The following is a 14,535-nucleotide window of genomic DNA, read 5'->3' on the forward strand; positions in this document are numbered from 1 at the left end:
TTTATCAATAAAATTAGACCTATGGAAATTACAAGTCTCAGCCAACTTGATATGAATGCATCTTACACCTATGCAGATTATCTTATGTGGAAACTCAAGGAAAGGGTAGAGCTATTCAGAGGGAAAATTTTGAAAATGAGTCCTGCTCCGTCTCCGATGCATCAAAGAATATCTCAGAAGATAAATCAGGTTCTTTATTCTTATTTTGAAAAAAGTCCCTGTGAATTGTTCTATGCTCCTTTCGATGTGCGTTTGCCAAGCAAAACCGGAGAAATCATTACCGTTGTGCAGCCTGATCTATGTGTGATTTGTGACAGAAATAAGATTGATGATAAGGGTTGTCTTGGGGCACCCGATCTGATCGTAGAAATTTTGTCACCCGGAAATTCAAAAAAAGAAATGAATTTAAAATTCAGTTTATATGAAGAATCAGGTGTTTCAGAATATTGGGTGGTAGATCCGAGTGAGAAATTTATTTTGATTTACAGTCTGGAAAATGGTGAATATATTAGCAGAAAACCTGTCGCAGACGGCGAAATGCTGCAGTCTGTCAAATTTAAAGATCTGACATTTTCTACACAGGATTTGTATGAATTTTAATAAAACTTGTTGTCTAATAACAAATAAAAGACTTTGTCAATTTTCTGGCAAAGTTTTATTTTTGAAATCATCTATTTAAAAATTAAAACATTGAATAAAACCATCATCATCACCGGAACTTCATCAGGAATTGGTTTCGTTTTAGCAGAATATTTTGGAAAAAAAGGTCATAAAGTTTATGGCTTAAGCAGAAAATTCACTGAAAGTCAGTATTTCAAGTCAATTCCAACCGATATTACGGATAACGAAGCCGTTCAAAATGCTATTGCAGAAGTTCTAAAAACAGAAACCAAAATTGATGTTCTCATCAACAATGCAGGAATGGGAATGGTAGGAGCTGTGGAAGATTCTTCAAAAGAAGATATTTTAAAATTATTCAATCTTAATCTTATCGGTGCAGTTCAGATGATGAGTGCCGTAATGCCGAAAATGCGTGAAAATAAATTTGGGCAGATCATCAATGTTTCCAGCATCGGAAGTGAGATGGGATTGCCTTTCCGTGGGTTTTATTCAGCTTCAAAATCCGCTCTGGATAAAGTAACTGAAGCGATGCGTTACGAAGTTTATCCCTGGAATATTAATGTTTGTTCCCTTCATTTAGGCGATATTAAAACCAATATTGCAGAAAATAGGGTAAGAACAAAAGTTTCTGAGCCATATAAAAATGTTTTTGACAAAGTATATGCTCTTATGAATTCTCATGTAGGCGATGGAACCGAACCTTTGGAAGTGGCAGGATATGTCGATACACTTTTAAGTAAAAATAAGTGGAAAGCTCATTACTATTTTGGTAAATTCGGACAGAAAATTGGTGTTCCTTTGAAATGGATTCTTCCGCAGGGAACTTATGAAAATCTGATGAAGAAGTACAATAAACTGGCTTAAATTAAGTTATTAAAACAAATTTATATAGAAAATATTCTAAACCATTAAGATTGTATTTTCTTAAACTTTAAATCAAAGATAATATTGAGAAATTTTTAATAATTTAATCTTAAAGGGTTAATAAAAACTTGCATTGAAGTTATTTTTAAACATATTTTTTGTGTTGTTTTGCGTTTTTGTACAAGCGCAGAAGAAACAGTATTTTCTTATTGATACAGAAACCAAGGCTAAAAAAAAAGTGAAAGACTCGCTTTCTGCTGCAAAATTCCTTGATTCTCTTGCGCAAAGCAATTATTTCTTTACCGAGCTGAAAGACGTAAAAATAAAAGGTGATAGCACGGAAATTTACTACGATAAAGGAAAAAACTTTAACGAAACCTATGTTAATCTTTCAGATTCTATTGCGGATAAACTGAAACTGGAAAAAGAGTTTTTTACTAAAAATTTAGATTCCGTTAAAAAAAACATCAATAAAAAATATATAGACGATGGTTTTGCATTCAGCAGAATAAAGTCAAAATTTAAAGGACAGAAAAAAGGCTATCCAATTGTTGAGCTTGATATCAACAAAAATGATAAACGTACCATCGACGGATTTGTGGTAAAAGGTTACACCAGAGTTCCGAAAAGATTCATCAGGAATTTAGATAAAGATTTCAAAGGGAAAACATACGATGACAAGAACCTTATTGCCATCAATAAAAACTTTCAAAGTCATCCTTTTGTAAGCCTGGAAAGGCAGCCGCAAACTCTTTTCACCAAAGACTCTACGCAGATTTATCTGTTTATGGAGAAGAAAAAGACCAATACATTTGATGGAGTGATAGGCTTTGGGAATGATAAAACAGACAAGTTTACACTCAACGGAACGCTGAATGTGAATTTCAGAAATATGTTTAATGGTTTTGAAACCGTCAATTTATACTGGCAGCGAAATCCGGATAGAGGTCAGACTTTCGATTTGCAGGCAGATGTTCCGTATTTATTCAGTTCTAATGTGGGATTGAATATGAAAGTCAACATCTTCAGACAGGATTCCACATTTGCCAATGTAAAAGCTTTGCCGGCGTTTTATTATCACATCAACAACAGACAGAGAATAGGACTTAGAGGAACTTTCGAATCATCAACCATTCTCGATAGCCTTTATATTCAGGGAAAAGATTACAACAAAAAAGGTATTGGGATTTTCTTTGATATGACAGAACCTTCCGAAATTGATCTTTTTCTTTACAAATCAAAGCTCAATGTAGGGTACGATTTCCTGGCTACACGATATACGGTTGACAATATAAAAGCTAATCAGAATCAGTTTTACTTTTTCGGAGAATACAATTATAACATCAATGGCAACCATTTTCTCAATATAAAAGGCGAAGGTGCAATGATGGATTCTAAGATAGACTTTTCTGCCAATGAATTGTATCGTTTCGGAGGCTGGAATTCGCTTCGGGGCTTTAATGAAAATTCTCTTGCGGCAGATTTTTTCTATTATGCAGGGGTAGAATACCGTTATCTTATAGGTAATCAGGCGTTTTTTGATGTCTTCGGGCAATACGGGCAGCTCAACAACAAATCTTTAAATGTGAAACCCAAACTGTATAGTGTCGGTCTCGGTTTCAACTTCTTTATTCCGTTAGGGTTAATGAGTTTTCAGCTTTCTAACGGGAACGAGTTTGGGAATCCTTTCAAATTCAATGACATCAAAATTCATTGGGGAATTCTTAGTCGTTTCTGATCATGTTTTTTGCATAATTTATTTTTAGGAGCTTTTTCCGGCTATTCGCTCATACTCCTCGCTCGGTCGGCTCCGCTATGCTCCGCCGCCTCACTGCGGGGTAACCGCTGCTATCCGGGCTAAGAACCGCGACGGAGATTCAATAAATTAATTCAATAGTAACAGATGTCTCTTTTTTTAAGGAGCAAATCTCTTTAAAACGAAATAGTTTACAAACAAAAAAAGCTCTTTTTAAGAGCTTTTTTGTTGTTATAAGTAGCCTATAGGAGAATCGAACTCCTGTTGCAAGGATGAAAACCTTGAGTCCTGACCACTAGACGAATAGGCCAAATTTTGAGGTTGCAAAAATATTAATAATCTTTGAAACTTCAAAATTTTAGTACCTATTTAAAATTCTTTTGAATGACAGTATTTTTTATGCCTTTGTCTTCCAGATCTTTCTGTAGTTTTACAGCGTCTTCCAAAGTATACACTTTTCCATAAGTGTAATAGAAAATACCGTTAGATTTATCTCTTTCAACATCTTTCAGAGTCTGAAGAATATAAGAGTTTGCGCTTAATTTATCTTTCCCGGCATACACTTCAATATTATAATAACCAGTCACTAGCTTTTGGTTTGGCATAAAACCAACTGCGTATGCATTTTTGAAGCCTGCATCTTTGGCAGTTTTAAGGTTAATATCTTTTACAGAAGCCATATTGGTTACTCCATAGTAATATTTGTAGATTCCGTTTTCTTTAATCGGAAGGATGTAATTCAGGCCACGAAGTTCAGGATCATTCAGATTGTACTTATTCGGAACAGTCATCAGAAGAATTCTGAAATCATTTTTCAAAGGAACTTCTACAGGCTTTTTCGGCTCTGGTTTTTTAGTTATTATTTCTACTCCTGCTTTTCTGTCTTTTGCTTTTTTATAATCTATGATGGCTTTGTAAATATTTTCTGCCACTTCTTCCTGTCCTTTTTCTGAGCTTAGATAAAGCGCATCATCATAATTATTTACAAATCCTGTTTCGATAAGAATGGAAGGCATGGCGCTTCTCCTCAAAATATGAAGGTTTTCCTGTTTTACTCCTCTGGAAAAGCGACCGCTTTTTTCAAAATTGGCTTCTACAAAACTTCCTACAATAAGGCTGTTCTCCAGATATTTGCTTTGCTGTAGTTTTAAGGCGATCAACGATTCAGGAGATGAAGGATCGTAAGAAGCGAAGGTTTCCTTATCTTTTTCATCAAGATAGATTACGTTGTTTTCCTGCTTTGCCACTTCTAGGTTTTCTCTGTTTTGTGCCGGTCCCTGTACAAAAGTTTCGGTTCCTCTTGCGGTAGCAGATCTGCTGGGTGATGAGTTAACGTGTACAGAGATAAATAAGTCTGCTTTGCTTCGGTTTGCGGTATTTGTTCGGTCGGTTAATGATGGATACTCATCAATTTTTCGGGTATAGATTACTTTAAAGTCTTTATTTTTCTCAAGCATTGCTCCCAGTTTCAGGACAATTGCAAGCGTTACATTTTTTTCTTCTACCAAACCAATATCCGGATAACTGCGGTTGGCTCCGTGATCGCTTCCTCCGTGTCCTGCATCCAAAACTACTGTGAATTTTTTTTGAGCGAAAATGAATGTTGAGGAAAATATGAGAAGAAATGCTAAAATTATTTTAAAATTTGGTTTGTACATCTTTCAGTTTTAAAAATTATAGTAATTTTGAGCCAAATTATACATAAATAAAATTGGACAAAACCGTCTTCAAAAATATATTACAAATTTTAATTATCCTAATTTTTAACAGTTTTTTATCACAGGAAAATCCTAAAAAAACAGTTAAGGCAACGGTAATTAATGATAGCATCACCAAAAAAGATACAGTGATTGCAGCGAAAGAGTCTCTGGAAGATATTTTAGATACCAAAGCAGATGATATTCGCCGAGATGTTCCTAAAAGAATGATTTACCTTAATAAAAATGCACAGGTAAAGTATCAGGATCTGCAGATTGATGCAGATTATATTTCTATTGATGAAGAGCGCAATATCTTCTATGCAAGAGGAAAGCAGGATTCTTTAGGTAAATATACCGAACTGGTAAAAGTCAATCAGGGAGGAAAAGATTATGAAACAGATAATTTTAATTACAATACAAAAACCAAACAGGCAATAGCATATAACGCCAGAACAGAAGAAAGTGAAGGTTTGATTGTTGCTCAGAAAACCAAAAAATACAACGATTCGGTTTTTGTAATGAGAAGAGGGGAATTTACTACCGATACTTATTATATTGATAAAAAAGACACCCGTCCGGATTATCACCTTTTAGCATCTCATATCAAAATGCAAAAGGGTAAAAACAGTTCTTCCCTCATCACCGGACCGGTACAGATGTATATAGAAGATGTTCCTACTCCGTTAATTATGCCGTTTGCTATTCTGCCTTTTTCAGACAAGCGTTCTGCCGGAATTTTGATTCCGAGTTTCGGGGAAAGAGAAGATGTAGGTTTTTTTCTTAACGGATTAGGATATTATCAGCCCATTGGAGAGCATTTCGATCTCAAAATTCTTGCTGATATTTATACCAAAGGAAGCTGGAACCTGAGACCTGAAATGAATTATCTCAAAAAATACCGTTATACAGGGAATTTTTCTGCAGATATAGGAAGTACGGTAAGAGGAATTAAAGGTTTGGATGACTACAGTAAAACGGGTACTTACAGAATCGCATGGAGACATACACAAGATGCCAAAGCTAATCCTTTTCTCAACTTTTCTGCTTCGGTAGATGTAACGAGTCAGACATTTTATAATAATACGGTTAATAATAACTATATTATGGATCAGAGTGTTCTCAGAACTCAGCAGAACTCTACCCTTACGCTCACCAAAAGATTTCTGAAGCTTCCTGCAACAATTACCGGAACAGCATCATATTCGCAAAATTTTGCAACGGGTCTTTCAGATTTAAGATTACCGCAAATGAATGTAGCAATCAATCAGTTCTATCTTTTTAAATCAAAAACCGGTACAAGAAGCGGCTTACTGGAAAATATTACCGTGAATACAGGCCTAAATCTTACCAATTTTGTAAGTACAGATGAAGGAGAGCTTTTTACACAGGCGATGTGGGATAAAATGCAGACTGGCTTAAAAAACAATATCGCCTTAGGAACCAATACTACTTTTGCAAAATATTTTACATTTAGCTTAGGAGCAACAATCGATAATGCTTTAACAACCAAAACGCTTACGAAATTTTACGATCCGATACAAAATAAGCAAGTGGATCAGGTTAATAAAAAATTGGCAGGATACAGTATTTTTTCAACAACGGCAAGTGTTCAGACACAGCTCTACGGACAGGCAAATTTCAAAAAAGGGAATACTATTGAGGCAATCAGACATATGATGACACCGAGTATCGGTTTTACTTATTCTCCTGATTTTGGGGACGAAAAATTTGGTTACTTCAGGAATTATTATGACGCCAACGGAGCGCTTACTCCTTATTCTATTTTTGATAACGGAATTGTAGGAACGCCAACAACCGGAATGGTGGGTGCATTGTCTTACAACATCGGAAACAATATTGAAATGAAAGTGAGATCTAAAAATGATTCTACAGGAATAAAAAAAGTAAAAATCTTTGAGTCATTGAATATAAGTGGTAACTACAATTTTGCAGCAAAATCTCATCCGTGGTCTGTAATTACAGTAAACGGACAATCCTCGTTTTTTGAAAATAAACTGAGCGTGAATACAAGCTTAGCAATTGAGCCGTATAAAATTTTATTTGCCCCCGGTTCAGAAACTGGAATCAGAACTGAAGATTTTGGAAGCTTTAGTATTCAGGCATTCAATGTACAGCTTTCTTATCCTTTAAGCAGTGAAATTTTCGGTGAGAAAAAAGAATTTGATAAAGTCTATTCGCAGAAAGGGGAGATCCGAAATGAAAATTATTATTTTGATGATGATAATTATGCTCATTTTGATCAGGCTTGGACGTTAAATGTAAATGCCAATTACGCTTATACCAAAACCCTTTCCCGAACTCCTACTAAAATTGCTTCCATCGGATTAGACGGAAGCATCAAGCTAACTCCGTTCTGGAACATTACAGGAAGTACGCATTATGATTTGGTAACCAAAGAATTGGCATATACAAGGATTGGTTTTTCCAGAGATCAAAGAAGTTTCACCATCAATTTTAACTGGGTGCCTTTCGGACAATATAAGGTGTATGACTTCTTTATAGGAATTAAAGCAAATATTTTAAGCGATGCACTGAAATATAAGGACAGAAGTTTCACTCAGCCTAATGCACCTTTCTAAAATCATATTTGGTTTTAGAATATAAACTTTATATTTGCACCCGAAATAAATCTAGGAATATTTATTGCTGTCAAAACTTTGCAATGATATTCTGATTGTCTTAAAATTAGATAATGATCAATAGTAAATGCGTATTTAATTGTAAATTATTTAATTGATTTTTACACAGACGAACTATAAAAAGTAATATCTATATGAAGAAAATTATCAACACAGAAAATGCTCCTGCAGCAATCGGACCTTATTCACAGGCAAATTTTGCCAATGGTGTATTGTATATTTCAGGTCAGATTCCGGTAGACCCGGCAACTGGGAAACTTGTGGAAGGAATTGAAAAAGAAACCCATCAGGTTATGAAAAATCTTGAAGCCATTCTTACAGAAGCCGGAATGACTTTTAAAAACGTCGTAAAAGCGAGTATTTTCCTTAAAAATATGGATGATTTTGCAGTTATGAATGATATTTATGCTTCATATCTTGATGCTGAAAGCTTTCCTGCGCGCGAAACGGTACAGGTTTCCTGTCTTCCAAAAAATGTTGATATCGAAATTTCAATGATTGCACATCAGGACTAAATAATGAATTTTTTAAGAAATACATTTGCGGTTTTAATGGGTCTTGCAATTGCTGGTCTCATCATTACTCTTGGTATAAGAGCATTTCCGCAATGGATTACTTTTGAAGCATTTGCTCCTTTTGAGCATTGGGAAAAGTTTCTTCAAAGTATGAAAAACGATGATGCTTTCTTTGGTTTTCTCTTGTTCATATCTGGTTTAGGAACAACGATAGGTGGAGTTGTAACGGCAATTATCGTAAAATATGCCAAAGTAGCCTATGCTATTCTTATTGGCTTTATCATGCTGTTTATAGCCATGCTTGATGTTATTATTTTCCCTTACCATCCTACTTTCTATAAGATTTCGATTTTTCTTGTTTTCTTTCCCTTTGCATGGATGGGAGGCAAAATCGTTGAGGTAATTTATGAACGAAAGAAAAAGAGACGAACTGCCCATAAAATAAATCAGTAAAATGTTCAAAATTATTATAATAAAAAACGCTGCAGAAATGCAGCGTTTTTAAGTTTCTTTATAGATTAACTATGGCATTTTAAATCCTTTTGTATAAATTCGTCCATAGTTGTCAACAAATTTTACCTGAACATTACCTTTGTATCCGTCAAGTATTTTTTCAATATCCTTCTGTGAATTTACGGGCTTTCCGTTGATTTCTATGATGATATAATCGTCCACAACTCCAATTTTAGCCATTTCACTTCCTTCAATCACATTTTTAGTTACAACACCGCTGTTCAGACCATATTCAGTTTTAAATCTGTCGTTCAGAGGTTCAAATTCAGCTCCGATTTTTTCAGTAACGCTCAAATCTGCCTTAGTTCTGGTAGATGTTCCTCCTTTTTGATCTTTAAGTGTAACAGTAGTTACGTTTTCTTTGCCATTTCTCATATACGTTACCTGTACTTTATCTCCCGGTCTTTTACTTCCTATAAATACAGACAGATCAGCAAAATCCGTAACTACAGCACCATCAATTTTTGTGATAATATCTCCTGTTTTAATTCCAGCATCCTGTGCGCCGCTGTTTTCTGAGAAACCGGTTACGTATACACCAATTCCTGGTTTAAGGTTTGTCTTCTTATCTCGGTTATAAGCAGCTACCAACTGATCATTAGATAAATCAATAGAAGTTACACCCAAAAATCCTCTTTGTACGATTCCGAATTTCTTAATGTCTTCAATAATCTTTCTGGCAAGATTTGCTGGAACGGCAAAACCATATCCCTGATAATAACCGTTTGTTGACGAAATGGCAGAGTTAATTCCAATCAAATCTCCGTTTACATTTACTAAAGCACCTCCTGAATTTCCCGGATTGATCGCTGCATCAGTCTGGATGAAACTCTCAATAGGATTGGTTGCTTTTCCTTGTCCGCCCAAAATCCCGATTCCTCTTCCTTTAGCTGAAATAATTCCTGCGGTTACGGTAGAATTGAGTCCAAGCGGATTTCCTACTGCTAAAACCCATTGTCCGACTTCCACATTGTCTGAATTGGCAAAATTAAGATAAGGCAACCCTTTTTCTTCGATTTTAAGTAAAGAAATATCCGTATTTGGGTCTGTGCCAACTAAAGTGGCAATGTAAGATTTTTTATTACTTAAAACGACTTCAAGTTTGTTGGCTCCTGCAACCACGTGATTATTGGATATGATATAACCATCCGGGGAAATAATTACTCCAGAACCTAATCCCGATGGCATATTTTCCGGAGCCTGCTGTTGAGGTTTTCTCTGATTTCTGCCTCCACCAAATGGATCTCCGAAGAAAAAATCAAAAATATCTTGTTCAGAAGCTCTGCTTGAAGCTCTGGTCTGATAATTCTTAATCGTAACCACTGCCGGAACAGTAGTTTTGGCTGCTTTTACAAAATCGTCACCTACAGCGGCAGTATTCATTCCTACAAAAGAAACATTACTTGATTTTGTGAAGTATGATTGGTCAGAAGTATTAGAATCGTGACCAATATATTGTTGTACGCCGACTGTGGTTGCTCCTGAAATCACGCCAACGACAGCAAATGGTAATAGTTTTTTAAATGTACTCTTCATTGTCTTCTTGTTAATTTTATTTTTTATATAAACAAATTTAATGCTAAATAAGTATTCAATTAGTTTTAAGTGTTTCAATTTTAACTAAAATTTAACGACAATTATGCCATTTTACAGTTTAAACCATAATTTTGCGGTGAGTTTAACACTGCTTAAAAAATAATTAAAGACAAAATGTCATCAGTTAAGCTGGTGATTGCTGTCAAAAAGTTAAATAACAATTTGAAAATATGCGAAAAAACAGGTTTACAGAATTAAGTTAAATCTTATCTTTGCAAAAATTTTTCTCACTTAAAAAGTTTATAGCATGCAACTGTACAACACTTTAAGCGCAGAAGAAAGAGCCAGACTTATCGACGAAGCCGGACAGGAGCGTCTTACACTATCTTTCTATGCGTACGCCAAAATTGAAAATCCTAAAAAATTTCGTGATGACTTATTTATAGCCTGGAATGCTCTTGATGCATTGGGTCGTATTTATGTTGCACATGAAGGTATTAATGCTCAAATGAGTGTTCCTGCTGATCAGTTTGAGGCTTTTCGGGCTACGCTTGAAGAATATGATTTTATGAAAGGCATTCGTCTGAATGTTGCCGTAGAGCAGGATGACCACTCTTTCCTGAAATTAACTATTAAAGTAAGAAATAAAATTGTTGCAGATGGTCTCAATGATGAAACCTTTGATGTTACTAATAAAGGAATCCATTTAAAGGCTAAAGAATTTAACCAGCTTCTGGAAGATCCAAATACTATTGTTGTAGATTTCAGAAATCATTACGAAAGTGAAGTCGGACATTTCGAGGGTGCAATCACTCCTGATGTAGAAAATTTCAGAGAAAGTCTGCCGATCATCAACGAGCAGCTGCAGAATTATAAGGATGACAAAAATCTTCTGATGTATTGTACAGGCGGAATTCGATGCGAAAAAGCAAGTGCATATTTCAAACATCAGGGTTTTAAGAATGTATACCAGTTGGAAGGTGGTATTATAGAATATACCCGTCAGATAAAAGAAGAAGGCATTCCAAGCAAATTTATCGGAAAAAATTTCGTTTTCGACCACAGGTTAGGAGAAAGAATTACCAATGATATTATAGCACAATGTCATCAGTGCGGAAAACCTTGCGACAATCACACCAACTGTGCTAATGACGCATGTCATTTACTTTTCATTCAGTGTGACGAGTGTAAAACAGCGATGGAAAATTGCTGCTCTACAGAATGCCTGAACATTATTCATTTACCGGTTGATGAGCAGAAAAGAATAAGAAAAGGTAGACAGGTCGGGAATAAAGTTTTCAGAAAAGGGAAATCTGATGCATTATTATTTAAAAAGTCAGGAAATTTACCAGATCAGCCTTTAGCAAAAGCAGAAACTACAGATATTCGTCAGAAAATCAAAGTTAAAAAAGTTCTTATTGGTAAATCTGAACATTATTTTAAAAATGCTAAAGTGGCTCAGTTTATCATCAGTAATAAAGATCTTTCATTAGGTGATAAAGTTTTGATAAGTGGTCCTACAACCGGAGAACAAGAAGTTACCATCACTAATTTATTTGTAAATGGTATGCCTTCCGAAACAGCTAAAAAAGGTGATCAGATTACATTTGAAGTTCCTTTCAGAACCAGATTGTCTGATAAACTTTATAAAATTATTCAACCCGCTTAATCTGTGAGGCAATGCTTAAAGCTGATCTCAGAAAAAAATATTTAGTAAAAAGAGAAACCTTGTCAGATGATGAGGTTTTCTTGTTATCCGAGAAAATTTTCAGCCATTTTACCGAATATTTTCAACCCGTAAGCGGAAATAAAATACACTTGTTTATTCCTATTGATAAATTTAGAGAAATAAGAACCGAAATTTTTATTCAGTATTGCTTTAGAAATAACATTCGGGTTTTTGTTCCGAAAGTAATAGGAAAAAACCTGATTTCTGTTGAAATATTTGAAAATACTGTTTTCAGCACGAATGATTGGGGAATATCTGAACCAGTTTCTGATCTTGATTCCGGTGTTCTTGATTTTGATTTTATCGTTACGCCTTTACTGTACTGCGACTCTGAAGGAAATAGAGTGGGGTATGGAAAAGGTTTCTACGATCAATTTTTTGAAAATATTCTCGCCAAAACCAAAAAAATCGGAGTTAATTATTTTAACCCCGATGAAAATATTGATGATGTTCGTGACAATGATATTCCGTTAGATTATTTGGTTACCCCTACTGCTGTACTGTCTTTTTTTGGCGAAAAATAAAAGTTGGTAAAATAAAACTTGAATTCTTTTTTAAACTGGATTTCTTTTGAAACTAAAGTGTACTGTGCTTTTTTTTCAAAAACTCCAATAGATTGATTTTTACTGTCAAAATATTCTACATTGAATTTTGCAAGATTCAAGGTGTCGTTATTGTTGATTTCCTTGTATACATTAATGTTGTTTACCATTGCTTTCTTCACTTTAAGGCTCTCCAGTTCCTTGAAGAGGTTTTTGAAAGTGAGAGAATCCGGTTTTTGAAAATACTTTTCTATCTGAGAATAGATAGCAGTATCTATTTCCGTATTTCTGCTTCCGGACAAATATAAAGTCGAAAGATCAAGCACTTCCTGGATTTTTTGCTGTGTAATGGTATTGATAGCCTGTGCGCTGTCCATTTGTACAGTTTTATTGTTGGTATTTCTCAGTTTTTGAAGATCGCTTACCGGTTCTGTTTCCTTTTTTACACAAGAGAGTACAGCTAGGCTAATGATTATACTGAGAAACAAAATTTTACTGATTGTTTTCATTGGCAGAAATTTTAAATTTTATCGAAACAATTTTTCCTTTATCTTTTTTCATTTCAATTAACTTCAGATTCTTGAGTGAAGTTGTAGGAGTGGTTACCAGAGTGATGTACTTTTGTTTATCCAAAGTCTCAATTCCATAGATGTCACTATCGTAGATCTGAGTAATTATCGCATCATTGCTTATACGGCTTTCCAGCTGTTTTCGTTTTTGCTTAATCAGCTCTTCTGTGTTGGCTCCCTGAATATCTTTTATCGAAAAATAATATACTGCCATTTTATAATCATCAGGTTTCAGAGCAATGGTTTCATTTTCAGGTGCGTTTTCCAGATTTCTGTTAATTTCCAGATTCTCATAAACCGTAGAGCTGATCTGCATTTTCAGCGTTTTGTCTTTGGAAGGATACACAAAGCATTCTCCCGGCTTAATACGGTAGAAAATAGGAGATTCATTTTCTTTAATTACTTTAATTTCAATATCGCGCTGCACGCTTAGGTTTCTGTCCGCATCAGTAAAGCAATAGGTATACGTTTTTTGAAATAATTCATCTTTGAAACCTAAAAGTCCTAATAATATTACAAATACAGAACTTACTGCTATCCAAACTGCTTTTTGATATGATTTTTTCTGTGGCTTTATATCTGTTTCTGATAGTGTAGTTTTTTTATTTGAAATTTCTTCAATTAATTCATTTTCAGTATTGTTTTTTTGTAAAACAGTATTTTCAGGTATTGTGATTGGATGCGTTTGAGGCGGATTTTCACTTTTAGATAATTCTGTGAGGGCAGAAATTGTTTTTTCAAGATCATTCAATTCTTCTTCACTCAAATCGTCGTCTTCAGTAAGCACTTCGTTGGCAAAAAGATGCTTCTTTTTAAATTCGTACCAAGAGCTGTAACCCGCATAAATACTCAATAAATTAAGCATATCAATACGTGGTAACTTTGTAACGGGAGAAGATTTAAAATAGGTGTAAAAAGATTTCTCGCTGATGTTTCCTTTCGCCTTTTTTCTAAGGTCTTCCTGAAAATAAATGATATCAATCCCTTTCCACTTAGAAATTTCATCATAAGATGGAGAGTGATCTTTTAAATATTGAGCCTGAACATCTTTTTTAAGCTGTTCAAAATGTAAAAGTTCTAAATCAGTCACTTTATTCAAAAGTAGTTAAAATATTGATTTTCAGTAATAATAAATTGTAAAACTGTTTTACAAAGGTATTACAATTAATTTTCATACACAAACTTTCTATCTGCTATACCTTTGTCATGTTCAAATAACAGAACAGAAAGAAAGATTTTAAAAAACAATATTAACAAAATTAAATTTAATTGATTATGAAAAAGTCATTATTCGTAGCTGCTATCGCTGCAATCTCTCTAGTTGCTTGTAAAAAAGGTGAATCTACTGAAACTAACAAAGATTCTATCGAGAACAACGCTGATTCAATCCAAAACAATATGGATTCAGCTGCTAACTCTCAGAAAGATTCTATTGATGCTGCAACTAACATGAAGAAAGACAGCGTTGAGGTTAAAACTGATTCTGCTAAAGCTGCAGTAAAGTAATTAACTACGACTTACAATAAAAGA

13 protein-coding genes and 1 tRNA gene are annotated in these 14,535 nt (G+C 34.5%); 9 read left to right on the plus strand and 5 right to left on the minus strand.

What is annotated here, in order from left to right; genetic code table 11:
- Positions 1-21 precede the first annotated feature (21 nt).
- The 3 genes from AC0NBN_RS06185 to AC0NBN_RS06195 all read left to right on the plus strand — a co-directional run bounded on the left by AC0NBN_RS06185 (position 22) and on the right by AC0NBN_RS06195 (position 3,223).
- Positions 22-600, plus strand: a complete 579-nt coding sequence (locus tag AC0NBN_RS06185; RefSeq protein WP_160813180.1) for a Uma2 family endonuclease — start codon at positions 22-24, stop codon at positions 598-600.
- 90 nt (positions 601-690) lie between these two features.
- Positions 691-1,485, plus strand: a complete 795-nt coding sequence (locus tag AC0NBN_RS06190) for an SDR family oxidoreductase (RefSeq protein ID WP_160813179.1) — start codon at positions 691-693, stop codon at positions 1,483-1,485.
- 160 nt (positions 1,486-1,645) lie between these two features.
- Positions 1,646-3,223 carry a BamA/TamA family outer membrane protein gene (locus AC0NBN_RS06195; protein ID WP_474467559.1) on the plus strand — a complete coding sequence of 526 codons (1,578 nt, stop codon included), beginning with the start codon at positions 1,646-1,648 and terminating at the stop codon, positions 3,221-3,223.
- Positions 3,224-3,479: 256 nt separating this feature from the next.
- On the opposite strand, the gene AC0NBN_RS06200 is transcribed toward AC0NBN_RS06195, so the two are convergent.
- A tRNA-Glu gene (locus tag AC0NBN_RS06200) sits at positions 3,480-3,551 on the minus strand.
- A gap of 55 nt (positions 3,552-3,606) precedes the next feature.
- A complete protein-coding gene (locus tag AC0NBN_RS06205) occupies positions 3,607-4,899 on the minus strand; it encodes an N-acetylmuramoyl-L-alanine amidase (protein WP_160813177.1) in 1,293 nt (430 codons plus the stop codon).
- 53 nt (positions 4,900-4,952) lie between these two features.
- Between AC0NBN_RS06205 and AC0NBN_RS06210 the strand changes: the two genes are divergently transcribed.
- The 3 genes from AC0NBN_RS06210 (at position 4,953) to AC0NBN_RS06220 (ending at position 8,569) form a co-directional block, all read left to right on the plus strand.
- Positions 4,953-7,541 carry a putative LPS assembly protein LptD gene (locus AC0NBN_RS06210; protein WP_160813176.1) on the plus strand — a complete coding sequence of 863 codons (2,589 nt, stop codon included), beginning with the start codon at positions 4,953-4,955 and terminating at the stop codon, positions 7,539-7,541.
- A 194-nt stretch (positions 7,542-7,735) separates the two neighbouring features.
- Complete coding sequence (locus AC0NBN_RS06215; protein WP_160813175.1) at positions 7,736-8,116, plus strand: RidA family protein; 381 nt, start codon at positions 7,736-7,738, stop codon at positions 8,114-8,116.
- 3 nt (positions 8,117-8,119) lie between these two features.
- Positions 8,120-8,569 (plus strand): hypothetical protein, encoded by a 450-nt coding sequence (locus tag AC0NBN_RS06220; RefSeq protein WP_160813174.1) that lies wholly within the window; start codon positions 8,120-8,122, stop codon positions 8,567-8,569.
- A 69-nt stretch (positions 8,570-8,638) separates the two neighbouring features.
- Here AC0NBN_RS06220 and AC0NBN_RS06225 read toward each other — a convergent pair whose 3' ends face one another.
- Positions 8,639-10,165 carry a trypsin-like peptidase domain-containing protein gene (locus AC0NBN_RS06225; protein ID WP_143884946.1) on the minus strand — a complete coding sequence of 509 codons (1,527 nt, stop codon included), beginning with the start codon at positions 10,163-10,165 and terminating at the stop codon, positions 8,639-8,641.
- A gap of 307 nt (positions 10,166-10,472) precedes the next feature.
- Between AC0NBN_RS06225 and trhO the strand changes: the two genes are divergently transcribed.
- Entirely contained in the window at positions 10,473-11,834 is a 1,362-nt protein-coding gene (trhO, locus tag AC0NBN_RS06230) for an oxygen-dependent tRNA uridine(34) hydroxylase TrhO (protein WP_160813173.1), read from the plus strand.
- Positions 11,835-11,845: 11 nt separating this feature from the next.
- Positions 11,846-12,418, plus strand: coding sequence for a 5-formyltetrahydrofolate cyclo-ligase (locus AC0NBN_RS06235; protein WP_160813172.1), 573 nt, complete (start codon positions 11,846-11,848; stop codon positions 12,416-12,418).
- Here the strand turns inward: AC0NBN_RS06235 and AC0NBN_RS06240 are convergent.
- Entirely contained in the window at positions 12,370-12,945 is a 576-nt protein-coding gene (locus AC0NBN_RS06240; RefSeq protein ID WP_160813171.1) for a hypothetical protein, read from the minus strand. The genes AC0NBN_RS06235 and AC0NBN_RS06240 overlap by 49 nt on opposite strands.
- Positions 12,929-14,095, minus strand: coding sequence for a hypothetical protein (locus AC0NBN_RS06245; protein ID WP_160813170.1), 1,167 nt, complete (start codon positions 14,093-14,095; stop codon positions 12,929-12,931). Before AC0NBN_RS06245 ends, AC0NBN_RS06240 begins: the two co-directional genes overlap by 17 nt.
- 185 nt (positions 14,096-14,280) lie before the next feature.
- Here AC0NBN_RS06245 and AC0NBN_RS06250 point away from each other — a divergent pair, with 185 nt between their 5' ends.
- Positions 14,281-14,511, plus strand: coding sequence for a hypothetical protein (locus tag AC0NBN_RS06250; protein WP_474467567.1), 231 nt, complete (start codon positions 14,281-14,283; stop codon positions 14,509-14,511).
- Positions 14,512-14,535: the final 24 nt, after the last annotated feature.

The sequence above is a fragment of the Chryseobacterium sp. L12 genome (assembly GCF_056133985.1).